This is a genomic window from Streptomyces sp. NPDC055254, assembly GCF_053606025.1.
Genome location: NZ_JBSGQV010000008.1, coordinates 82,235 through 103,613, shown reverse-complemented (window position 1 = coordinate 103,613; position 21,379 = coordinate 82,235). Strand labels below are relative to the sequence as shown.

General features: G+C 72.7%; 23 protein-coding genes and 1 riboswitch. Of the genes, 15 read left to right on the top strand and 8 right to left on the bottom strand.

Annotated elements, in window-relative coordinates; translation table 11 throughout:
• The first annotated feature begins 124 nt into the window (after window positions 1-124).
• From ACWFQ8_RS11365 to ACWFQ8_RS11330, 8 genes are all read left to right on the top strand, one after another.
• Window positions 125-823 carry a class I SAM-dependent methyltransferase gene (locus tag ACWFQ8_RS11365; RefSeq protein WP_453785945.1) on the top strand — a complete coding sequence of 233 codons (699 nt, stop codon included), beginning with the start codon at window positions 125-127 and terminating at the stop codon, window positions 821-823.
• 5 nt (window positions 824-828) lie between these two features.
• Window positions 829-1,434 (top strand): TnsA-like heteromeric transposase endonuclease subunit, encoded by a 606-nt coding sequence (locus ACWFQ8_RS11360; protein WP_453785944.1) that lies wholly within the window; start codon window positions 829-831, stop codon window positions 1,432-1,434.
• A gap of 141 nt (window positions 1,435-1,575) precedes the next feature.
• Window positions 1,576-2,796, top strand: a complete 1,221-nt coding sequence (locus ACWFQ8_RS11355) for a hypothetical protein (protein ID WP_453785943.1) — start codon at window positions 1,576-1,578, stop codon at window positions 2,794-2,796.
• A 173-nt stretch (window positions 2,797-2,969) separates the two neighbouring features.
• Window positions 2,970-3,461 carry an SAV_6107 family HEPN domain-containing protein gene (locus ACWFQ8_RS11350; protein ID WP_453785942.1) on the top strand — a complete coding sequence of 164 codons (492 nt, stop codon included), beginning with the start codon at window positions 2,970-2,972 and terminating at the stop codon, window positions 3,459-3,461.
• 87 nt (window positions 3,462-3,548) lie between these two features.
• A complete protein-coding gene (locus ACWFQ8_RS11345; protein ID WP_453785941.1) occupies window positions 3,549-4,307 on the top strand; it encodes a class I SAM-dependent methyltransferase in 759 nt (252 codons plus the stop codon).
• 294 nt (window positions 4,308-4,601) lie between these two features.
• Window positions 4,602-5,003, top strand: a complete 402-nt coding sequence (locus tag ACWFQ8_RS11340; RefSeq protein ID WP_453785940.1) for a DUF3040 domain-containing protein — start codon at window positions 4,602-4,604, stop codon at window positions 5,001-5,003.
• A 137-nt stretch (window positions 5,004-5,140) separates the two neighbouring features.
• Complete coding sequence (locus ACWFQ8_RS11335) at window positions 5,141-5,767, top strand: DUF4126 domain-containing protein (RefSeq protein WP_453785939.1); 627 nt, start codon at window positions 5,141-5,143, stop codon at window positions 5,765-5,767.
• 33 nt (window positions 5,768-5,800) lie between these two features.
• Window positions 5,801-7,231 carry a phytoene desaturase family protein gene (locus ACWFQ8_RS11330; RefSeq protein ID WP_453785938.1) on the top strand — a complete coding sequence of 477 codons (1,431 nt, stop codon included), beginning with the start codon at window positions 5,801-5,803 and terminating at the stop codon, window positions 7,229-7,231.
• Window positions 7,232-7,256: 25 nt separating this feature from the next.
• Here the strand turns inward: ACWFQ8_RS11330 and ACWFQ8_RS11325 are convergent, their stop codons facing one another.
• The 5 genes from ACWFQ8_RS11325 to ACWFQ8_RS11305 form a co-directional block, all read right to left on the bottom strand.
• Window positions 7,257-8,168, bottom strand: coding sequence for a hypothetical protein (locus ACWFQ8_RS11325; protein ID WP_453785937.1), 912 nt, complete (start codon window positions 8,166-8,168; stop codon window positions 7,257-7,259).
• 49 nt (window positions 8,169-8,217) lie between these two features.
• Window positions 8,218-9,132 (bottom strand): methylenetetrahydrofolate reductase [NAD(P)H], encoded by a 915-nt coding sequence (gene metF / locus ACWFQ8_RS11320; RefSeq protein ID WP_453785936.1) that lies wholly within the window; start codon window positions 9,130-9,132, stop codon window positions 8,218-8,220.
• A gap of 88 nt (window positions 9,133-9,220) precedes the next feature.
• Entirely contained in the window at window positions 9,221-9,856 is a 636-nt protein-coding gene (gene thiE / locus ACWFQ8_RS11315) for a thiamine phosphate synthase (protein WP_453785935.1), read from the bottom strand.
• Between the two features lie 77 nt (window positions 9,857-9,933).
• Complete coding sequence (locus tag ACWFQ8_RS11310) at window positions 9,934-10,299, bottom strand: Rv2175c family DNA-binding protein (protein WP_453785934.1); 366 nt, start codon at window positions 10,297-10,299, stop codon at window positions 9,934-9,936.
• Between the two features lie 101 nt (window positions 10,300-10,400).
• Entirely contained in the window at window positions 10,401-11,621 is a 1,221-nt protein-coding gene (locus ACWFQ8_RS11305) for an NAD(P)/FAD-dependent oxidoreductase (RefSeq protein ID WP_453785933.1), read from the bottom strand.
• 81 nt (window positions 11,622-11,702) lie between these two features.
• Window positions 11,703-11,815, top strand: a riboswitch (TPP riboswitch).
• Between ACWFQ8_RS11305 and thiO the strand changes: the two genes are divergently transcribed.
• The 6 genes from thiO to ACWFQ8_RS11275 all read left to right on the top strand — a co-directional run bounded on the left by thiO (window position 11,813) and on the right by ACWFQ8_RS11275 (window position 17,947).
• Window positions 11,813-12,985: a glycine oxidase ThiO gene (gene thiO / locus ACWFQ8_RS11300; RefSeq protein WP_453785932.1), complete on the top strand. Its 1,173-nt coding sequence runs from the start codon at window positions 11,813-11,815 to the stop codon at window positions 12,983-12,985. Its footprint overlaps the riboswitch before it by 3 nt.
• The gene (gene thiS / locus ACWFQ8_RS11295; protein ID WP_453785931.1) at window positions 12,982-13,182 is read left to right on the top strand and encodes a sulfur carrier protein ThiS; all 201 of its coding nucleotides are present in this window, start codon (window positions 12,982-12,984) and stop codon (window positions 13,180-13,182) included. The genes thiO and thiS overlap by 4 nt, the downstream gene beginning before the upstream one ends.
• A gap of 3 nt (window positions 13,183-13,185) precedes the next feature.
• Window positions 13,186-13,980 carry a thiazole synthase gene (locus ACWFQ8_RS11290; protein ID WP_453785930.1) on the top strand — a complete coding sequence of 265 codons (795 nt, stop codon included), beginning with the start codon at window positions 13,186-13,188 and terminating at the stop codon, window positions 13,978-13,980.
• Window positions 13,981-14,527: 547 nt separating this feature from the next.
• Window positions 14,528-16,435, top strand: a complete 1,908-nt coding sequence (gene pknB, locus ACWFQ8_RS11285; protein WP_453785929.1) for a Stk1 family PASTA domain-containing Ser/Thr kinase — start codon at window positions 14,528-14,530, stop codon at window positions 16,433-16,435.
• Window positions 16,436-16,489: 54 nt separating this feature from the next.
• Entirely contained in the window at window positions 16,490-17,362 is an 873-nt protein-coding gene (locus ACWFQ8_RS11280; protein WP_453786049.1) for a deoxyribonuclease IV, read from the top strand.
• Between the two features lie 99 nt (window positions 17,363-17,461).
• The gene (locus ACWFQ8_RS11275; RefSeq protein WP_453785928.1) at window positions 17,462-17,947 is read left to right on the top strand and encodes a DUF4396 domain-containing protein; all 486 of its coding nucleotides are present in this window, start codon (window positions 17,462-17,464) and stop codon (window positions 17,945-17,947) included.
• Window positions 17,948-17,992: 45 nt separating this feature from the next.
• Here the strand turns inward: ACWFQ8_RS11275 and ACWFQ8_RS11270 are convergent, their stop codons facing one another.
• Entirely contained in the window at window positions 17,993-18,625 is a 633-nt protein-coding gene (locus ACWFQ8_RS11270) for a sulfite oxidase-like oxidoreductase (protein ID WP_453785927.1), read from the bottom strand.
• A gap of 174 nt (window positions 18,626-18,799) precedes the next feature.
• Between ACWFQ8_RS11270 and bfr the strand changes: the two genes are divergently transcribed.
• Window positions 18,800-19,276 (top strand): bacterioferritin, encoded by a 477-nt coding sequence (gene bfr, locus ACWFQ8_RS11265; RefSeq protein WP_030010525.1) that lies wholly within the window; start codon window positions 18,800-18,802, stop codon window positions 19,274-19,276.
• 57 nt (window positions 19,277-19,333) lie between these two features.
• On the opposite strand, the gene ACWFQ8_RS11260 is transcribed toward bfr, so the two are convergent.
• Entirely contained in the window at window positions 19,334-19,606 is a 273-nt protein-coding gene (locus ACWFQ8_RS11260; protein WP_453786048.1) for a (2Fe-2S)-binding protein, read from the bottom strand.
• A 165-nt stretch (window positions 19,607-19,771) separates the two neighbouring features.
• Entirely contained in the window at window positions 19,772-21,136 is a 1,365-nt protein-coding gene (locus tag ACWFQ8_RS11255) for a class II 3-deoxy-7-phosphoheptulonate synthase (protein WP_453785926.1), read from the bottom strand.
• Window positions 21,137-21,379: the final 243 nt, after the last annotated feature.

Below are 21,379 nucleotides of genomic sequence, written 5' to 3'. Positions count from 1 at the left end.
GGTTCTCGGCTGACCTGGCGAATGCGCACGTGACCTGTCGATGGTCGTGGCGAGTTCGCATCCGATCTGGCGAGGATCTGGCGGATCCGCCGTGCTCTGCCGACCGCGCCGTGTAGGGAGAGGTATGACGCAGATAGCTGATCCTCAGTCCTTCGACCGGTTCGCTCTCGACTACGACCGCTTCGTGAGCCTGCTGCCAGGCCAGAACACCGCTTGGCTGGCCGGTCTGGGCCTGAGGGGCGGGCGGGCTCTGGATGCCGGGTGTGGTCCTGGGCACGCCGCAGAGTTTCTGGCGGACGGCTTCACGGAGGTCGTTGGGCTGGATCTGAGCGGTCCGCTGATCGATATCGCGCAGGCCAAGCGGGCACGCCCCAACGTGCGGTACGTGGTGAAGGACTTGTTCGACCTGGACGACGAGGACGGGTTCGATCTGGTCTACAGCCACACGATGCTGCACCACCTTGAGGACTACCGCGCAGGCTTGGAGCGCTTGAGGAGTCTGGTGCGGCCCGGCGGCAGCGTGGCGCTGATCGACAACGTGTGTGACCTCTACCCCACGCCGCCGCGAAAGGCGTACACGTGGCCCGCTGTGTGGGGCTTTCCCGGGGAGGTTCGCCGTGTGGGGCTTCGCGACGCATGGTTCCAGCTGCGGTTCTGGCACAACCGACGGTGGCTCGCGCACTTGCTGAGTGACCGGTACTTGTCCCGTGAGCAGTTCCGGGACCTTTACGGGAGCGTCTTCCCGGGGGCCCGGTTCGATGATCTGGGTTTCGCGTTGGCGATGGCATGGACGGCCCCGCCGCGCGGAGGCGAACTGCGGTGACCAGGGTGTCGATCGTCTCCGGTGCAGCGCCGGCCCGGGTCGAGGGCTTCGAGGTGAGCTACATGGCAGCGGATGGGGTGGAACGCCGGGTGCCGTTGGCCAGGGCCGCGCGGGTGCGGTTCGAGGACGGGCGGCCGGTTCGTGAGTTCCCTTCGTATCGAGGGCAGCGGAACTATCCGGGTCTGTACTGGTCGGCGACCGCGGGTACGCACGTCGGCCATGAGTCGTGGTTGGAGCGCGACCACGCGATGCTGTTGGACTTCGATCCGCAGGTGTCCGCGCTGGTCTCTCAGCCGTTGTGGTTGTTCTGGGAGAACGCGCGGGGCAAGGCGGTCTCGCACGCGCCGGACTACTTCGTACGCCGGGCCGACGGGTCGGTGCTGCTGGTGGACTCCCGGCCGGAGGAGAGGCGGCCGGCGCGCGATCTGGAGAAGTTCGCGGCGACCGAGCGGCCTGCGCGGAGATCGGTTGGGGCTATGCCCTGTGGGGCGAGCTGGACCCGGTGGAGTCCGGGAACCTGCGCTGGTTGGCCGGCTACCGCCACCCGCGCTGCTTCAACGCCGAAGTCGCCGGGCGGCTGGGGGAGTTCTTCGCCGCCCCAGGGCTGCTGATGGAGGGCGCCGAGAGTGCAGGCGATCCGATCGCGGTGCTGCCGGTGCTCTTCCACCTGATGTGGCGCCAGGACTGGTCTGCGACCTGTCGGTGGTGCTGGGTGACCGCACGGTGGTGCGGCTGGCCGGGGAGGACGAGGCATGAGGGCCCGCCCGCTGCTGAATGTCGGGGACCGTGTGGTCTTCGGCGGTCTGGAACACACGGTGGTGGCCATCGCCGGAACCACGGTGCGGCTCCTGTCCGCCGCTGGTGAGCCGTCCACCGTGCTGGTGGCCTACCTGTTCGCGGCGGCCGATTTCGAGGTGATCGGCTCGGCACCCGTGCCGCCACTGACCTCTCAGGGCCTGTTGGAGGGGCTGCCGAAGGAGGCCGCCGAAGCGGCCTGCCGGTGGGAACGACACCTGATCGAGGTGGAGACCGGGCTGGTGCCGGACGCCCCGGCCGGGGCTGTTCCGCGCCCGGAGTACGACCCGGCGTCCCGCTCGCTGGCCGCACGGGAGAAGGCGAAGACCGCTGAGCTGAAGGCGGCGGGGGTGCGGGCGGGCCTGCGCACGGTCCAGCGGATGCGCCGCCGCTACCGGGAACAGGGTCTGTGGGGTCTGGTCGACGGCCGGTACGCGCCACGGCCGAAGCCGACCGGGAATGTTGACTCCCGCCTGGTGGACGCCACTATCGCGGCGATCGAGGCCCAGACCAACACATCTACGGGCACCAAGGCCCGGATGCTGCGGCAGGTCGAACGGTTCGTGCATCAGGAGTACGGGACGGACGCGGTGGTGATGCCGTGCCGGGCGACGTTCTACCGGCTGGTCGACGCATTGTCGGCGGGCCGGCACACCTTCGGCTCGGCCGTCACCCGCCGCCAGACCGCCAACCGTCCGGCTGGGGTGTTCTCCGCGACGGTCGCGGCACGGCCGGGCGAACAGGTGCAGATCGACACCACGCCGCTGGACGTGATGGCCGTCATGGACGATGGCGTGCTGGGCCGCGCCGAGCTGACGATCGCCGTCGACATCGCGACCCGGACGATCTGCGCGGCGGTACTGCACCCGGCCGGGGCGAAGGCGGTGGACGCCGCGGCCTCCCGGGGCGTCGACGCCACCAAGGAATCCTCCGTCGCCGTGGTCCTGGCGGGCATCCTCCAGCGCGCAGAGGAGGGTCCCGGCCCCGATCGGCGGGCCACCGCCAAGGCCCGAGCCGCGACCGCCATGCCCCGCCGTCTCCCGATTCCCCTGCAAGCCCTGCCTGCCATCGAGGAGACGGACGACGAGGAAGAGCCCGTCACCGTCGATGCGGCGGCCGACGGGGAGATCGTCCCCTTCGGCCTCTACGACCCCTTCGCGGACGGGGGCGACCAGTGAGCCGGGACATCGACGGAATGCCGCCGCTGGCCAGCCTGGACGGCTGGCGCGCGTTCACAATCGAGAACCAACAGGGGGGAAGTTGTCCCGGTCACGACCGAGAAGTCCCAGGTCAGGGCGATTGTCAGTGGGGCCCCTCACGATGGGGGGAACGCATCGACAGGAGGTTCGTCATGGCCACACCGTCCCCGTCCCCTGTCCACCCCGTCCTGCGCAAGTCGTCGGCCCCACCGGCCGCCGTGGACCTGCTCGCCAAGGCCCGGGCCGGTCTGGCCGAGGCCGCCCGGCTGACCCGGGCCCACGAGCGGTACGCCACCGCGCACCTCGCCGCGCTGCGCACCGCCGCGGCCGTGCTCGCCGCGCGCGGCCGGCCGGAGCCGGCCAACCCGCGGCGGCGGCCCCGGATCCGCAGCGCCTGGGAGGTACTCCCGGAGATAGCGCCGGAGCTGGCGGAGTGGAGCGCGCTGTTCGCCTCCGGCGCCGCGCGCCGGGCGCGGGCCGAGGCGGGGATAGCGGGCGCGGCGAGCCCCCGCGACGCGGACGACCTGGTGCGGGCCGCCTCGATGTTCCTGCGCCTGGTGGAGCGGATGCTCGACGTGCGACCGCTCCCGCAGCCCTTGCCGCAGCCCCGCCCCGAGCCCACGGAGCGTCCCGACGCGGGGTGAGCTGCCCGGCGACGGAAGGCAATAGGGTGGGACACGGTCCGCCACCAGCGGACCCCCCGCCCTTACCGCGCCGAGGAGCCACCAGCCGTGTCGGACACTTCCCGCCCCCGTGCCTCCCTCCGCACCGCCGTGGTGTGGGAGGTCCTTGAGGAGGCCCTCGACCGCCGGGTGAAGGCGACCGGGCGGGATGTCCTGGACGTGCTCGACACCGGCGGCGGCACCGGCAAGTTCGCGGTGCCGGTCGCCCGCCTGGGCCACCGCGTCACCGTGGTCGACCCCAGCCCGAACGCGCTGTTCGGACTGGAGCGCCGGGTCGCCGAGGCCGGCGTGTCCGATCTGGTGCGCGGTGTCCAGGGTGACGCCCAGGGCCTGCTGGACGTCGTCGAGCGGGAGGCGTACGACGTGGTGCTGTGCCACGGCGTGCTGGAGTACGTGGACGACCCGGCCGAGGGCGTGGCCAACGCGGTGGCGGCGCTTCGCCCCGGGGGCACGCTCAGCCTGCTCGGCGCGGGCCTCGGCGGAGCCGTGCTCGCCCGCGCGCTGGCCGGGCACTTCACCGAGGCCCGTACCGCCCTCACCGACCCGGCCGGACGATGGGGCTCGGGTGACCCGGTGCCCCGCCGCTTCACCGCCGAACAGCTCTCCGAACTGGTCGGCGGGGCCGGCCTGACGGTCGGCTCGGTGCACGGCGTACGGATCTTCGCCGACCTGGTCCCGGGCGTCCTGGTGGACACGGAGCCGGGCGCGGTGGAGGCACTGCTGCGGCTGGAGGAGGCCGCGGCGGAGCTGCCCGCCTTCCACGCGGTCGCCACGCAGTTGCACGTGCTGGGCGAGAAGCGGGCCTGATCTGCGATCTTGGCCTGATGCGGTCGGCCGCACACCCTACGATCCGGCCCCGCGCCCCGTATGATCGGGGGCAGTGACCGGCATGCGCGACGGACCACCGGGGAATAACCGCCTCAGTGACCGCTCCCGCGGCGGTACGGTTCGAGCAGTGGTCGTGCAGGCTGCGCGGTGCGCAGGCTGTGCTTTTTTCACAACGTGGCGTAGAGGGCGGGTATCACGGGGGCGATTCCCCGCCTATCCTGAAGGGGACCCCTGGTCGCTACCCCCCGCGACCGACGGATGAGGAGGACTCCCGTGCCGCTCTCGGAGCACGAGCAGCGCATGCTCGAGCAGATGGAGCGAGCGCTGTACGCCGAAGATCCCAAGTTCGCGACAGCGCTTGAGGGAAGCGGACTGCGCACGTACACCCGGCGACGGGTCTACCAGGCAGTCGCAGGCATTCTGGTGGGTATTGCGCTCCTCATGACCGGCGTGATCGTTCCGAACGTACTCTGGGTCAGCGTGGTGGGATTCCTCGTCATGCTGGGCTGTACGGTCCTCGTGGTCACCGGTTGGCGCAAAGCACCCAAGCCCGGTGAGCAGCCCGTCTCCGGCAGTACCGGTGGTTCGACCCGCGGCCACAACCGGCAGCGTCGGTCGATGATGAACCGCATCGAGGATCGGTGGCAGCGCCGCCGTGACGACCAGGGGCAGTAGGCCCCGAGCACGATGTGAACAGGGGGATGGCCGCCGGGCGGCCGTCCCCTCGCCGTTCCCGCCCGCTCCGCGCCGGCGGCACGGTCCGCCGTGTCGGCCGTCTGCCGGATCCGCCGGTTCTGCGGCATGATGATCAGGTGAGTGTGCTCCCCCTGGTCTTCACCAGCGGCTGGGCCAGTGGGATCAACGCCTACGCCGTGATCCTCCTGCTCGGCGTCTTCGGCGCGACCGGCCTGACCGACGAGGTCCCCGCCTCGCTGCAACGCCCGGACGTGATGATCGTCGCGGGTGTGCTCTTCCTGTGCGAGGTCGTCGCCGACAAGATCCCCTACGTGGACTCGGTATGGGATTCGGTGCACACCGTGATCCGCCCGGTCTCGGGTGCCGTGGTCGGCGCCCTGCTGGCCGGGCAGAGCGGCTCCCTCTCCGACATCGCCGCCGGCGCGGTCGGCGGAACCACGGCGCTGGCCAGTCATTTCGTCAAGGCCGGCACCCGGATGGCGATCAACACCTCGCCCGAGCCCTTCACCAACATCGGCATGAGCATCGCCGAGGACCTGGGCGTGGCCGGCCTCCTCACCTTCGCCATGTTCAACCCGGAGGCCGCCGCGGTCATCGCGGCGGTCCTGCTGGCCGCCGGACTGGCCCTGATCATTTTCCTCTGGACCCGGATCCGCCGCTACCTGCGGCGCCGGGCCCGGCGCCGCGAGGAGAAGCGGATCGCCGCGGAGGTCCGTGCGGCGACCGGGGCCCCACCCCGCTGAGCCGGGCCCGCGCCGCTCGATAGGCTCAGCCGCATGGCACGAATTGCGGTGATCGGCGCCGGGATGGGCGCGATGGCGACGGCGGCCCGACTGGCCGTGGCAGGCCACCGGGTGACGGTGTACGAACGCGGGTCCACCTACGGCGGGTCCGTCGGCCGGTACGAGCGCGAGGGCTTCGCCTTCGACACCGGCCCCGGCCTGCTGCACCTGCCCGCCGTCTACCGCGACCTGTTCGTGAAGACCGGCAAGCGCCCCCTTGAGGACTGCGTCGAGACGGTCCAGGTGGATCCGGCGGTCCGGCACGTCCTGCCCGCCCGCGGCGCCGACGTCTGCCTCCCGGGCGCCTCCCGCGGCGGTGTCGCCGCCGCCCTCGACGAGGCCTTCGGTCCCGGCTCCGGGGAGCGCTGGAACGATGTGCTCGGCCGCGCCCGGGACACCTGGGACGCCACCCGCCGCCCGCTGCTGGAGGAGCCGCTGCCCGCCGACGGCCGGCGGGCCCTGGCCGCGGACCCGTATCCCGCGCTGCGCCGGAGCGGTCTGCTGCGCCGCCGGCCGCCGACCCTGGCCGAGGTGGCCGCCCGGGAGCTGGGCGGCGGGCTCGGCGAGCTCCTGACGGGCCTGGTGGGCGCGTACGGGATCGACCCCGCCACCGCCCCCGCCTCGGCGGCCGTCCTGCCGTACATGGAGCAGACCTTCGGCAGTTGGTACGTGCGCGGCGGGATGCGGGCCCTGGCCACGGCCGTGTACGAGCGCTGCCGGGAGCGGAAGGTGGAGTTCGTCTTCGGGGCGGAGGTCCGGGAGGTCCTGACGCGCGCCGGGCGGGCGGCCGGACTGCTGCTGGCCGACGGCGCCGAGGTGGCCGCCGACTCCGTCGTCTGCGGGATCGATCCCAGGTTGCTGCCGGCCGGGGCCCTGCCGTGGCTCCCGGACGCGGCTCCGGCCCGCGGGGCGGGGGTGCCCAGCCGGCTCACGCTCCTGCTGGCGCTGCGCGGGTCCCGGCCGGCCGGGACCGTCCACCGCACCCTGGTCCACTCCCCCGGCCGGGTCGTCACCGTCCTGCGGCCCGACGACCCCGGCACGCGGCCCGATGCCGACCACGAGGCGGTCACCGTGAGCGCCGTGTGCGATCCGGCGGGCGGCGCCGGGACCCCCGCGCCCGAAGAGCTGCTGGACCTGGCGGAGCGGGCCGTGCCCGGCCTGCGCGCGCGGCTGCGGTGGCACGAGGTGCGCACCCCGGCCGACGTGGAGGCCGCGACCGGTGCGGTGGGCGGCTCGGTGCCCCCGCCGGCCCTCGCCGGGGCCGGCGGCCGGCTGCTGTACCCCGCCAACACCACGGCCCTGCCGGGGCTCTACCTGGCGGGCGGCTGGGCGCACCCCGGCGGCGGGCTGGCGCACGCCGGAATGACCGGCGCCCTGGTGACGGGACTGATCGTGGAGGGCGCGGGCTTCCGCGGCTCGCAGTGACGGCGGCCCGGCGCCCGTCGGGGGCTCAGTACCGGTACTGCCCGTACTCGCCCGACGGGTTCTCCCCCGGGTAGCCGGGAGCGCTGGGGTAGGGGTACGGGTAGGGCTGCTGCTGGCCGTCGGGCTGCTCTTCCGCCGGGTAGGGCTGGGCCACGTCGCGCTGCTGCGGGACCCAGACGCCGCCGGGCGGGGTGTCCGTGGAGTACTGCTGCCCGTAGTCGGTGTAGGGCGTGTAGTCGTACGACTGCTGCGGCGGGACCCCGCCGACGGTGCCGATGTACGGGTCCGAGTAGGCGGCGTAGACCTGCTGGTCGCCCGCCGGGTACCCGCCGGAGTAGTCGTAGCCGCCCTGGGGCTGCGGGTCGTAGTAGGCGGCGTACTGGTGCGCGTCCTGCTCGGCCGTGGTGTACGGCGAGGCGAAGGCGGCGGTCGCGTCGGCCCCGGGGGCGGGCGCGAAGCTCTGTATCCCGTAGGAACCGGTGTCCTCGGGCACCGGCTCCGGGCGGTAGACGTCCTGGGCCTCCGCGGCCCGCCGGCGCCGTCCGGCGTCGCGTCCCCCGGTCTCCGGCGGGGTCTCGCCGGTCTCCTCCGGGCCGTACTCCAGCGCGGTCACGCGCAGCGCGGCCTCGGGCCGGGCGGTGCCCGCGGAGCGGCGGCGTCCGGACTTCCGTACGGGCTCACCGCCCCGGCGCAGTGCCCAACCGGCCACGAAGCCCTTGCGGAAGGAGAGCGTCACCAGGATCTGGCCCACGGCGAACGCTGCCGCGCCGGCGCCGATGACCGGCACCGACGGCAGCAGCACCCCGGCGACCACGCCGAGGAAACCGGTGAACGCGAGCAGGCGCCAGCGGAGCCGGGCCTTGTACTGCATCAGGACCTCGGCAAGCAGCCACAGCGCGACGAAGCCGAACGCGATGTAGAGGACCGTCATTCCCACGCATGGCCCCTCTCGGTACGGCCGCCCGCACGGGAACGGGGGGTGGCCGTCAGGCCCGCTGGTGCAGGCCCAGGTTCTCGTAGATTTCGAGAGTCGCCGTGGAATTGTTCAGCGTGATGAAGTGCAGCCCCGGGACACCCTCGGACAGCAGCCGCGCGCAGAACTCCGTGGCGAACTCGATGCCAATGGAGCGTACAGCGGCGGGATCGTCCTTGACGGCGAGCATGCGCTCTTTCACGTCCGCGGGGAAGAGCGCGTTGCTGAGTTGGGGCAACCGGTCGAGCTGTCTGACGGCCACAACAGGCATGACCTCGGGGATGATCGGGGTCTCGCAGCCCGCCTTCTCGACGCTGTCGCGCAGACGCAGATAATTCTCCGGATCGAAGAACATCTGCGTGATCGCATAGTCGGCGCCCGCACGACACTTGTCCACGAAGTGCCGGATGTCCGTATCCCAGTCCGTGGAGCGGGGGTGCATCTCGGGGAAGGCGGCGACGCCGACGCAGAAGTCGCCGGACTCCTTGACCAACCGGACCAGGTCGGCGGCGTAGTGGACGCCCTCGGGGTGGGGCACCCACTCGCCCATGGGGTCGCCCGGCGGGTCTCCGCGCACGACGAGCATGTTGCGGATGCCGGCGTCGGCGAACTGCCCGATGACGTTGCGCAGCTGGGCGATCGAGTGGTCGACGGCGGTGAGGTGCGCGACGGGGGTCAGGGTGGTGTCCGCGGCGATCTGCTGGGTGGCGCGTACGGTGCCGCCGCGGGTGGAGCCGCCGGCTCCGTAGGTCACGGAGACGAAGCTGGGGGCCACCGCCTCGACCCGGCGCAGCGCGTTCCAGAGGTTGCGCTCACCCTTCTCCGTCTTCGGCGCCCAGAACTCGAAGGAGTAGGAGCGGCCGGACGCGAGGAGGTCTCGGACCGTGTGTGCACGGTCCGACCAGGTGGAAGCGGTACCAAAGGCCATACGGGCAGGTTAGACGCGGCTCGGCGGTCCCCGAAGCACTGTCCGCCTTTTGGACAGGTTTTTGGACACCTGGGTGGCGCGGAATCGTCTAGGCGAGCCGGGCCCGGACGCGCTTCGCCAGTTCGGCGGCGACGGCGCCGGGGTCGGTGGCCTCGGTGAGCGCCCGTACGACGACCACGCGGGTGGCGCCGGCGTCGAGCACCTCGTCCAGGTTCGTCCGGTCGATGCCGCCGATGGCGAACCAGGGCCGGTCCTGCTCCAGGGAGGCCGCGTACCGGACGAGTCCGAGGCCGGGGGCGAAGCGGCCGGGCTTGGTGGGGGTGGGCCAGCAGGGCCCGGTGCAGAAGTAGTCCACGCCGGGCTCGGCGGCGGCGGCGTCGACCTCGGCCTCCGCGTGGCAGGAGCGGCCGATGACCACCCGCTCGCCGAGGACGGCGCGGGCGGCGGGGACGGGGATGTCGCCCTGGCCCAGGTGCAGGACGTCGGAGCGGATGGCGTGGGCGACGTCGGCGCGGTCGTTCACGGCCAGCAGCTTGCCGTGCCGGCGCGCGGCCTCGGCGAACACCTGGAGGTGTTCGAGCTCTTCGCCGGCTTCCATGCCCTTGTCGCGGAGCTGGACGATGTCCACTCCGCCGGCCAGGACGGCGTCGAGGAATTCGGAGAGGTCGCCCTGCCGCTTGCGGGCGTCCGTACAGAGGTAGAGCCGGGCGTCGGACAGCTGCATGGGTGTACCCCCCGTGATGGCGCGGTGCACGGGCCCTCGGGGCCCGTGCACCGCGGTGGAGCGGATTGCGGATCAGGTCACAGGGCGAGCGCCTGAGCGCGGCGCTTCACCTCCGTGCCGCGATTCTCGCTCAGCGCCTCGGCGGGGGTGCCGGGCAGGGAGGGGTCCGCCGTGAAGAGCCACTCCAGGATCTCCTCGTCGGAGAAGCCGTCGTCGCGCAGCACGGTCAGCAGGCCGACGAGGCCCTTGACGACCTTGTCGCCGTCGATGAAGGGGGCCGGTACCTGCAGGGCGCGGTTCTCGCCCCGGCGTACGGCGATCAGCTGCCCTTCCTTGACCATCTGGCGGACCCGGGTCACCTCGATGTGGAGCATCTCCGCGATGTCGGGGAGGTACAGCCAGTCGGGGACGAGGGAATCGATCTTTGCGTCAATCTCGGTCACAGGCACAAGCCTGCCATCTCGGCTCGGCGGCCGGTACCTGAGCGGCCCCGTCCGGGTCGCGGGGCCCCGGCGGGGCCGGGTCCGCCGGCCCCGCCGGACCGTCAGGCGGTGGCCGATTTCAGCGGGATCGCGGGGTCCGCCGCCTTCGCCGGGTCGAGGGGGACCGCCGTCTCGATGAGCTTGCGGCCCTGCGCCAGATCCCGGGGGCGGCCCACGGCCAGCACCGCCACGAGGGCCCCGTCGCGCAGCCAGCACACCGACCAGGCGGGACCGGCGGGATCGCCGCGCCACAGCAGGGTGTCGGCGCCCGCGTGGTGCCCGGCGTACTGCACGAAGCGCCCGAACTGCTCCGACCAGAAGTACGGCACGGGGTCGTAGGCGGCGGACGGCTCCCCCGCCAGGATGTTCGCGGCGACCGTTCGGGGGCCCTGGAGGGCGTTGTCCCAGTGGTGCACGAGCAGCCGGGCGCCGTAGCGCGCGGACGGGAAGGAGGCGCAGTCGCCCACCGCGTACACCCCGGGCAGGGAGGTCCGCAGCCAGGCGTCGGCGGTGATCGAGCCGTCGGCGCCCAGCTCCACGCCGCTCCCGCGGAGCCAGTCGGTGGCGGGGCGGGCGCCGATGCCGACCACCACCGCGCCGGCCTCCAGCGCGCGTCCGTCCGCGAGCAGGACCCGGCCCTCGTCGATCCCGGCGACCTTCACCCCGGTGAGGAGTTCGGCGCCGGCCTGCGCGTACCAGCGCGCCATCGGCGCGGCGACCTCGGCGGGCAGCGCCCCCGCCAGCACCCGGTCGGCCGCCTCCACCACGGTCACCGCGCAGCCCGCCTCCCGGGCGGCGGTCGCGAACTCGGCGCCGATCCAGCCCGCCCCGACGACCACCGCACGGGACGCCGCCGCCAGGACCGGTCGCAGCCGCGCGGCGTCGTCCAGCGTGCGCAGCAGGTGCACGCCGGGGACGCCCTCGGTGCCGGGGAGGGTCAGCGGCCGCGCGCCGGTGGCCAGGACGAGGACCCCGTACGGGACCGGGCCCGCCTCGGTGTCCAGTTCGCGGTCGTCGGCCCGCAGCCCGGTGACCTCCGTCCCGAGCCGGAGCCCGATGCCGAGCCCCTCGAAGTCCACGTCGAAGGCGGAGTCCTCGGCCTTGCCGAGCAGCACCGCCTTGGACAGCGGGGGGCGGTCGTAGGGCTGGTGGGGTTCGGCGCCCAGGAGGGTCACGGGGCCGGTGAATCCCTGCTCCCGCAGGGCGACCGCGGTCTGCACCCCGGCCATTCCGGCGCCGACGATCACGACGCCGTGCTGAGTCTGTTCCGTCTGCTCGCTCACGCCCGCCAGCCTAATCACCTGACGATTCGTCAGGAACAGGAGCCGCTTACCGGCGGTCCGCGCCGGGGTTAGTCTGGCTCCCGTACCTATCGCGGGAGTCCGGGCGCACCGGGCTGAGAGGGAGGCTGGACGGCCTCCGACCGTACGAACCTGATCCGGGTCATGCCGGCGAAGGGAGGGGCTGGACGCCCATGCACTCATCTCGAAGGACAGGGTCCGACGTCCTCGTCATCGGGGGCGGGATCATCGGACTCGTCACCGCGTGGCGGGCGGCCCGGCACGGGCTGCGCACCGTACTGGCCGACCCGGCCCCCGGCGGCGGCGCCGCCCAGGTCGCGGCCGGCATGCTCGCCCCCGTCACCGAACTGCACTACGGCGAGGAGGCCCTGCTGGGGCTCGGCGTCGCCTCCGCCGCCCGCTACCCGGAATTCGCCGCCGAGCTCGCCGACGCGAGCGGCGGCGTGGACATCGGCTACCGGGCCTGCGGCACCCTCGCCGTGGCCCTGGACTCCGACGACCGGCTCCACCTGCGCGAACTGCACGCCCTCCAGCGCCGCTGCGGCCTGGAGTCCGAGTGGCTCACCGGCCGCGAGTGCCGCCGCCTGGAGCCGATGCTGGCCCCGGGCGTACGTGGCGGCCTGCGCGTCGACGGCGACCACCAGGTGGACCCGCGCCGGCTCGCGGCCGCCCTGCTCGCCGCCTGCGAGCGGTCCGGCGTGACCATCCACCGGGCCACGGCGGAACGGCTGCTCGTCACCGCCGACCGCGCGGGCGGCGCCCTGCTCAACGACGGTACGGAGCTGCGCGCGGGCCAGGTGGTCCTGGCGGCCGGCTCCCTCAGCGGCCGACTGGCGGGCGTACCGCCGGAGGTGGCCGCCCCCGTACGGCCGGTCAAGGGCCAGGTGCTGCGGCTCACCGTGCCCCCGGCGTACGCGCCGTTCCTGTCCCGGACCGTACGGGCGGTGGTGCGCGGCAGCCACGTCTACCTGGTGCCGCGCGAGAACGGCGAACTCGTCGTCGGCGCCACCAGCGAGGAACTCGGCTGGGACACCACGGTCACGGCGGGCGGGGTCTACGAACTCCTGCGCGACGCGCACGAACTGGTCCCCGGCATCACCGAACTGCCGCTCACCGAGACCCGGGCCGGGCTGCGGCCGGGCTCGCCCGACAACGCCCCGCTGCTCGGCCCCACCGACCTGCCGGGCCTGCACCTGGCCACCGGGCACTACCGCAACGGGGTCCTGCTGACCCCGCTCACCGGCGACGTACTGGGCGAGCTGCTGACCACCGGCGAACTGCCGGAGATCGCGCGCCCCTTCACCCCCCGCCGGTTCTCCGCCGCACGTCAGGAGTCGTACGCATGACCATCTCCGTCAACGGCGAGCCGCGCGAGGTCGTGGCCGGCACCACCCTCGACGCGGTGGTCGCCACCCTGACCGCGGCGCCGTCGGGCGTCGCGGCCGCGCTCAACGAGACCGTGGTCCCGCGCGGGCAGTGGCCGGCCACGCCGGTCGGCGACGGCGACCGGGTCGAGGTCCTCACCGCGGTCCAGGGGGGCTGAGGCGTGGCCGACGACCTCTTCACCCTGGGTGACCGGACCTTCTCCTCCCGCCTGATCATGGGCACGGGCGGCGCCCCGAGCCTGGACGTGCTGGAACGCGCACTGGCCGCGTCCGGCACCGAGTTGACGACGGTGGCGATGCGCCGGCTGGACCCGGCGGTCCAGGGCTCCGTGCTGTCGGTCCTCTCGAAGCTGGACATCGCGGTCCTGCCGAACACGGCGGGCTGCTTCACCGCGGGCGAGGCCGTCCTGACGGCCCGGCTGGCGCGGGAGGCGCTCGGCACCGACTGGATCAAGCTGGAGGTGGTCGCGGACGAGCGCACCCTCCTGCCGGACGGCGTCGAGCTGCTCGACGCGGCGGAGACCCTGGTGGACGAGGGCTTCACGGTCCTCCCGTACACCAACGACGACCCGGTGCTCGCGCGGAAGCTGGAGGACGTGGGCTGCGCGGCGATCATGCCGCTGGGCTCGCCGATCGGTTCCGGCATGGGCATCCGCAACCCGCACAACTTCGAGCTGATCACGGAGCGGGCCGGGGTGCCGGTGATCATGGACGCGGGGGCCGGCACCGCGTCCGACGCGGCGCTGGCGATGGAACTGGGGTGCGCGGCGGTGCTGCTGGCCTCGGCGGTGACGCGGGCGCAGGAGCCGGTGCTGATGGCGGCGGCGATGCGGGACGCCGTGTCGGCCGGGCGCCTGGCGCGGCGGGCGGGGCGGATTCCGCAGCGGCGGTTCGCCGAAGCCTCGTCTCCTGCGGAGGGCCGCGCCGCCCTGGACCCGGAGCGCCCGGCCTTCTGACCGCCGCTCCCCGGGGCTCCGCCCCGGACCCCCACGGCGCTCCGCGCCCGCGCCTCGAACGCCCGCGGGGCTGAAAGGCTCGCCTCAAACGCCGGCGGGGCTGGAGTCGCGTCCGCGGCCCCGCCCCCGGGGGCTTCGCCCCGGACCCCCTACGGCGCTCCGCGCCCGCGCCTCAAACGCCGGCGAGGCTGAGGTCGCCCTCCGGGCAACCCGGCCCGGCCGGCCCATCCAGCCCCGGCGGGCACATCCAGCCCCGGCCGGCACACCCAGCCCCGCCGGCGTTTGAGGCGCGGGGTCCGGGGCCGAGCCCCGACCATCCAGCCCCGCCGGCGTTTTGAGGCGCGGGGACCGGGGCTGAGCCCCGATCGGTCAGCCCCGCCGGCGTTTGAGGCGCGGGGTCCGGGGCCGAGCCCCGATCGGTCAGCCCCGTGGCGGGACGGTATGCGTGCGGGTCCGGCGGAGCCCAGGGGTGGGGCGGACGTCACAGCTGCGCTGCAAGGGGCCCCGGGCCGGCCGGCCCGGCCCGCGGCCCTCGTAGAATCGGCGGGTGGATACGACCCTGGAAGACCCCCTCGTCGGGCGCGTGCTCGACGGCCGCTACCGCGTCGACGCCCGCATCGCGGCCGGCGGCATGGCCACGGTCTACCGGGCCCTCGACACCCGCCTCGACCGCGTCCTCGCGCTGAAGGTGATGCACCCGGCCCTCGCCGCCGACGGCGCCTTCGTCGACCGGTTCATCCGCGAGGCCAAGTCCGTGGCCCGCCTCGCCCACCCCAACGTCGTCGCCGTCTTCGACCAGGGCACGGACGGGCCGTACACCTACCTCGCCATGGAGTACGTCTCCGGCTGCACCCTGCGCGACGTGCTCCGCGAGCGCGGCGCGCTCCGGCCCCGGGCCGCCCTGGACATTTTCGAACCGGTCCTCGCCGCCCTCGGCGCCGCGCACCGGGCCGGTTTCGTGCACCGCGACATGAAGCCCGAGAACGTCCTGATCGGCGACGACGGCCGCGTGAAGGTGGCCGACTTCGGGCTGGTCCGCTCCGTGGACTCGGTCACCCAGACCACCGGCTCGGTCCTCGGCACCGTCTCGTACCTGGCACCCGAGCAGATCGAGAACGGCGTCACCGACACCCGCGTGGACGTCTACGCCTGCGGCGTCGTCCTCTACGAGATGCTCACCGGCTCCAAGCCGCACACCGGCGGCAGCCCCGCCCAGGTCCTCTACCAGCACCTCCACGAGGACGTTCCGCCCCCGTCGGCCCTCGTTCCCGGCCTCCCGGCCGGTCTGGACGCGCTGGCCCGGGGCGCCACCGCCCGCGACCCGCAGCTGCGGCCCGCCGACGCCGCCGCCCTGCTCGGCCTGACCCGCGAGGCCCGGGCCCGGCTCAGCGACACCGAGCTGGACGCCGTACCGCCGCAGGCCAGCGCCGGGGACCGGACGGCCTCGGAGGACCGGACCGGCGTGATCCCGCGCCCGGTGGCCCCGCAGCAGCCCGTGCACCACACCTCCCGGCTGGAGCTGCCGCCGGCGCCCCCCGCGGACCGGCCCGTGGACCGAGGGCGGGCTCCCCGGCGCGGAACCCTGCTGGTCGTCGCCGGTGTGCTGCTCGCCCTGGGGCTCGGTACGGGCGTCTGGTACATCAACTCGGGCCAGTTCACCAAGGTCCCCAACCTGCTCGGCAAGACCGAGGAGCAGGCCAAGTCCCAGCTGTCGGCCGCCGGCCTCGGCGTCAAGCGCGTCGAGCGGAAGTTCAGCGACGCCTTCGACCGCGGGACGGTGATGAACACCGACCCCGCGGGCGGCAAGCGGATCCGCGGCAACGGGGCGGTGACGATCACCATCTCCCGGGGTCCCGAGGTCGTGGCCGTGCCCAACCTCAAGGGCCGCCCGCTGGAGGAGGCCAAGGCGGAGCTGACGAAGGCCGGACTGGCTCCCGGCGTGGTCACGCAGGCCTTCAGCCAGGACATCGCGCAGGGCTCGGTGATCGGCTCCGACCCGGTGGGCGGCGAGAAGCGGGCGCCCGACAGCGCCGTCGCGCTCGTCGTCAGCAAGGGCCGCCCGATCCCCGTCCCGAACGTGGCCGGGGTCGCCTTCGAGCAGGCCCGGTCGGCACTGGTGGGCCTGGGCCTGAAGGTGGCCACGGCCGCCGAGCAGGTCAACGCCCCCTCCCCGGCCGGTACGGTCGCCAACCAGTCGGTCGGCGCCGGCACCCAGGCCGCCGCCGGGGACACCGTCACGCTGACCCTCTCCAAGGGGCCCCGCCAGCTGCCCGTCCCCGACGTGAGGGGCCAGGACGTGGACGCGGCCCGCAAGGCGCTGGAGACCTCGGGCTTCAAGGTGAGGGTGGAGCGCCCGTTCCTCTCCTTCAGCAACACCGTGGAGGCCCAGTCGGTGGCCGGCGGCCAGAACGCACCCGAGGGCAGCACGATCACCCTCAGGACCAAGGGACTGTAGAAGCGCGTGGAGCACGAGCGGCACGAGGTGGACCGGGACGACGGGCGCGCCGAGCTGTCCGCGGCCGCCGTACGCAATCCCGTGGGCGGGCACGTCCCCGTCGCCGGCGGGCTCGCCTCGGTCGGGCTGTCCTACGCGCGGGAGATGGACGCCGAGGCCGTTCAGGTCTTCGTCGCCAATCCGCGCGGCTGGGCCACCCCGACCGGCAACCCGGCTCAGGACGAGCTGTTCCGCGCGCGGTGCGCGGACCGGTCCGTCCCCGCCTACGTGCACGCCCCGTACCTGATCAACTTCGGCTCGCACACCGAGGCGACCGTGGAGAAGTCGGTGGAGTCCCTGCGGCACTCCCTGCGCCGGGGCCGGGAGATCGGCGCGCTCGGGGTGGTCGTCCACACCGGGTCGGCCACCGGGGGCCGACCCCGCGAGGCGGCGTACGCGCAGATCAGGGAGCACGTGCTGCCGCTGCTGGACGAGCTCGTGCACGACGACGACCCGTTCCTGCTGCTGGAGTCCACGGCTGGTCAAGGCTCTTCGCTGTGCTCGCGGACCTGGGAATTCGCACCGTACTTCGAGGCGCTCGACCACCACCCGAAACTCGGCGTCTGCCTGGACACGTGCCACATCTTCGCGGCCGGACACGATCTGGCGGAGCCGGGCGGGGCGAAGGTGACGCTGGACCTGCTGGTGGACACGGTGGGCGAGGGGCGGTTGAAGCTGATCCATGCGAACGACTCCAAGGAGGGGGTAGGCGCGCACAAGGACCGCCACGCCAACATCGGGCAGGGCCACATCGGCCGGGAGGCCTTCGCCGAGTTGTTCACGCACCCCGCGACGGAGGGCGTACCGCTGATCATCGAGACGCCCGGCGGCAGGGAGGGGCACGCGGCGGACGTGGCGCTGCTCAAGGAGCTGCGCGGCGCGCCCTGATCCCGAGCCGCCTTGGGGAATACCTCTGGGGGGTATACGGTTGCGGTAGATCGGCAGAGCCGTAGGGTCGTACACCCGGGATTCCCGCTGGGGGTCGTCATGGAGCATCAGCAGACGCACGAGCACGAGCGCGCATCCGCCGGGGGCCGGGTCGGCTGGGGCGAGGCCGCCCGGGCCACCTTGCACTGCCTCACCGGGTGCGCCATCGGCGAAGTGCTCGGCATGGTCATCGGCACGGCACTCGGCTGGGGGAACGTCGAGACGATGGTCCTGGCGATCGTCCTCGCCTTCTTCTTCGGCTACGCCTTCACCCTGCGCGCGGTCCTCGCGGCGGGAGTGGGCCTGCGTACCGCCGTCCGGGTGGCCCTGGCGGCCGACACCCTCTCGATCACCGTCATGGAGATCATCGACAACGCGGTCATCGCCCTGTGGCCGGGCGCGATGGACGCGCACCTGTCGGCGCCACTGTTCTGGATCGTCCTGGCGATCGCCTTCGCGGCGGCCTTCGTGATCACGACCCCGGTCAACAAGTGGCTGATCGGCCGCGGCAGGGGTCACGCGGTGGTGCACCAGTACCGCCACTGAGCAGGACCGGGCGGGGCGCGGTCGCGATCGACCGGGCGCCCGGCACTAGATCTCGGGACCCTCGCCCGGCTCCTCCTGGTACGAGTAGCGCTGCTCGCGCCAGGGGTCGCCGATGTTGTGGTAGCCGCGCTCCTCCCAGAAGCCCCGGCGGTCGGCGGTCATGTACTCGACGCCGCGCACCCACTTGGGGCCCTTCCAGGCGTACAGGTGCGGGACCACCAGCCGCAGCGGGAACCCGTGCTCCGCGGTGAGCAGTTCACCGCCCTGGTGGGTGGCGAAGACGGTCCGCTCGGAGGCGAAGTCGGCCAGCCGCATGTTGGAGCTGAATCCGTACTCGGCCCACACCATCACGTGCGTGACCTGGGGAGCCGGCGGGGCCAGGGCAAGGACGGTACGGGCGAGCACGCCACCCCATTCGGCGCCCTGCATGCTGAACTTCGTCACGCAGTGCAGGTCCGCCACCACCGAGTCGAACGGCAGCGCCGCGAACTCCTCGTGGTTCCAGCAGTGCTTGTCCCCGTCGGCCGTCGCGCCGAAGACGCGGAACTCCCAGCGGTCGGGCTTGAACTTGGGTACGGGGCCGTAGTGGGTGACCGGCCAGCCCCGCTGCAACCGCTGTCCCGGTGGAAGCTCCGACTGCTCTGCTCCCGGAGATTCCCGGCTTTCCGGCTGACCCATGACTCCATGGTGACAGACCGCGCAGGGTGGTCATGACCAGGTCTGCGCCGATTTCGGGCAAGTCGCGGCAACTCACACTAAGGAGGCACTTACTGGACGGCCTCCGGTGGCAGTGCGAGGATGCGCGCAACTGCCCCGTCACATAGCTGACATTGCCTGGAAGGAGCCTCTGCGATGCAGGGCGACCCCGAGGTCCTTGAGTTTCTGAACGAGCAGCTGACCGGTGAGCTGACGGCCATCAACCAGTACTGGCTGCACTACCGCATCCAGGACAACAAGGGCTGGACCAAGCTCGCCAAGTACACGCGTGAAGAGTCCATCGACGAGATGAAGCACGCGGACAAGATCACCGAGCGCATCCTGATGCTCGACGGCCTGCCGAACTACCAGCGGCTCTTCCACGTGCGCGTCGGGCAGACGCTCACGGAGATGTTCCAGGCGGACCGCCAGGTCGAGGTCGAGGCGATCGACCGCCTCAAGCGCGGCATCGAGGTCATGCGCGGCAAGGGCGACATCACCTCCGCGCGCCTCTTCGAGGAGATCCTGGAGGACGAGGAGCACCACATCGACTACCTCGACACCCAGCTGGAGCTCATCGAGTCCCTGGGCGAGCCCCTCTACATCGCGCAGCTGATCGAGCAGCCGAGCTGACCCGGTCCCCGCGCTCGACCTGAGGCCCACCCGGCGACGACCCGCCGGCGGCGGGTCCTAGGCGGCTTCCGCGAGCCGCGGCGCGGGGGCGGACGCCAGCTCCGCGCCGGAGGCCGGTACGGCGGCGGCGCTGCCCTTCTCCAGCAGCTCGCGGCGCGGGCACGCGCCACGGCCGAGAATGCCCTGGATGGTCCGCACGCAGGAGCCGCAGTCGGTGCCGGCCTTCGTGGCCGAGGCGATCTGCCGCGGGGTGCAGGCCCCGGCGGCCGCGTGGTGCTTGACCTGCTCGTCGGTGATCCCGAAGCAAGAGCAGACGTACACGCGGTTCACCTCCCTGGGCGGAACGGTCTGGCGGGCCATCCCCTATTCGGTGAGGCTTACCTAACCCTACCCAAACTTAGGGTTCCCTAAAAGACCCGGATACGACGGTGGGGCGCGGATCACATCGATCCGCGCCCCACCGTCGTAGGAAGCTACACGCCGGAGATCACTCGCTCACTGGTCGCGGTACATCTCGGCGACCAGGAACGCCAGGTCCAGGGACTGGCTGCGGTTGAGCCGCGGGTCGCAAGCCGTCTCGTAGCGCTGGTGCAGGTCGTCGACGAAGATCTCGTCGCCGCCGCCCACGCACTCGGTGACGTCGTCACCGGTGAGCTCGACGTGGATGCCGCCCGGATGGGTGCCGAGGGCCTTGTGGACCTCGAAGAAGCCCTTGACCTCGTCGAGCACGTCGTCGAAGCGGCGCGTCTTGTGGCCGGAGGCCGCCTCGAAGGTGTTGCCGTGCATCGGGTCGGTGACCCAGGCGACGATCGCGCCGGACGCGGTGACCTTCTCGACCAGCTCGGGGAGCTTGTCGCGGACCTTGTCGGCGCCCATGCGGACGACGAAGGTCAGCCGGCCCGGGTCGCGGTCGGGGTCCAGCCGGTCGATGTACGTCAGCGCCTCGTCCACCGAGGTGGTGGGGCCGAGCTTGATGCCGATCGGGTTGGCGATCTGCGAGCAGAACTCGATGTGCGCGTGGTCCAGCTGGCGGGTGCGCTCACCGATCCAGACCATGTGGCCGGAGGTGTCGTACAGCTTGCCGGTGCGCGAGTCGGTGCGGGTCAGCGCGCCCTCGTAGTCGAGCAGCAGGGCCTCGTGCGAGGCGTAGAACTCGACGGCCTTGAACTCGGCCGGGTCGGTGCCGCACGCCTTCATGAAGTTCAGCGCGTTGTCGATCTCCCGCGCGAGCTGCTCGTAGCGCTGCCCGGACGGGGAGGACTTCACGAAGTCCTGGTTCCAGGCGTGCACCTGGCGCAGGTCCGCGTAGCCACCGGTGGTGAAGGCGCGCACCAGGTTCAGCGTCGAGGCCGACGCGTGGTACATGCGCTTGAGCCGCTCGGGGTCCGGAATCCGGGCCTCTTCGGTGAAGGCGAAGCCGTTGACGGAGTCGCCGCGGTAGGTCGGCAGGGTCACGCCGTCGCGGGTCTCGGTGTCCTTGGAGCGCGGCTTGGAGTACTGACCGGCGATGCGGCCGACCTTGACCACGGGCACGGAGGCGGCGTACGTCAGGACGGCGCTCATCTGGAGCAGCGTCTTCAGCTTGGCGCGGATGTGTTCGGCGGACACGGCGTCGAAGGCCTCGGCGCAGTCACCGCCCTGGAGCAGGAACGCCTCGCCCTTGGCGACGGCTCCCAGACGGGCGCGCAGCTGGTCGCACTCACCCGCGAAGACGAGCGGAGGATACGATTCGAGGTCCGCGACGGCAGCGCGCAGAGCCTCGGCATCGGGGTACGAAGGCTGCTGCGCCGCGGGAAGGTCTCGCCAGGTCGCCTTGGCGGCGGGGGCTTGGGTTTCAGCGTTCACGGTCACCCCATACACACTACGGCGTCACGCGTCCTGTCCAGCCCGATGCTCACGAAGTGAGACGGATGTCCGTCATCGCGTCCCGGAGCCCCCGCTGGGCTAAAGTGCCCCGCATGTACGCGCACGCGAACCAGAACTGGTGGTGGACCGCTCCCGGCGGCCCACTTCTCGCGCGTACCTGAGACTCGAACGACGCGAAGGCCGCCCCGAGGGGCGGCCTTCCGCGTTTCGCGGACGCGGGCCGCCCCTCCCACCGGA

What these genes read in the sequence shown, in the direction of transcription:
- ACWFQ8_RS11365 (WP_453785945.1), top strand. Translation starts at nt 125, where the DNA reads ATGACGCAGATAGCTGATCCTCAGTCCTTCGACCGGTTCGCTCTCGAC.
- ACWFQ8_RS11355 (WP_453785943.1), top strand. Translation starts at nt 1,576, where the DNA reads ATGAGGGCCCGCCCGCTGCTGAATGTCGGGGACCGTGTGGTCTTCGGC.
- ACWFQ8_RS11350 (WP_453785942.1), top strand. Translation starts at nt 2,970, where the DNA reads ATGGCCACACCGTCCCCGTCCCCTGTCCACCCCGTCCTGCGCAAGTCG.
- ACWFQ8_RS11330 (WP_453785938.1), top strand. Translation starts at nt 5,801, where the DNA reads ATGGCACGAATTGCGGTGATCGGCGCCGGGATGGGCGCGATGGCGACG.
- metF (WP_453785936.1), bottom strand. Translation starts at nt 9,132, where the DNA reads ATGGCCTTTGGTACCGCTTCCACCTGGTCGGACCGTGCACACACGGTC.
- thiE (WP_453785935.1), bottom strand. Translation starts at nt 9,856, where the DNA reads ATGCAGCTGTCCGACGCCCGGCTCTACCTCTGTACGGACGCCCGCAAG.
- thiO (WP_453785932.1), top strand. Translation starts at nt 11,813, where the DNA reads ATGCACTCATCTCGAAGGACAGGGTCCGACGTCCTCGTCATCGGGGGC.
- thiS (WP_453785931.1), top strand. Translation starts at nt 12,982, where the DNA reads ATGACCATCTCCGTCAACGGCGAGCCGCGCGAGGTCGTGGCCGGCACC.
- ACWFQ8_RS11275 (WP_453785928.1), top strand. Translation starts at nt 17,462, where the DNA reads ATGGAGCATCAGCAGACGCACGAGCACGAGCGCGCATCCGCCGGGGGC.
- ACWFQ8_RS11270 (WP_453785927.1), bottom strand. Translation starts at nt 18,625, where the DNA reads ATGGGTCAGCCGGAAAGCCGGGAATCTCCGGGAGCAGAGCAGTCGGAG.
- bfr (WP_030010525.1), top strand. Translation starts at nt 18,800, where the DNA reads ATGCAGGGCGACCCCGAGGTCCTTGAGTTTCTGAACGAGCAGCTGACC.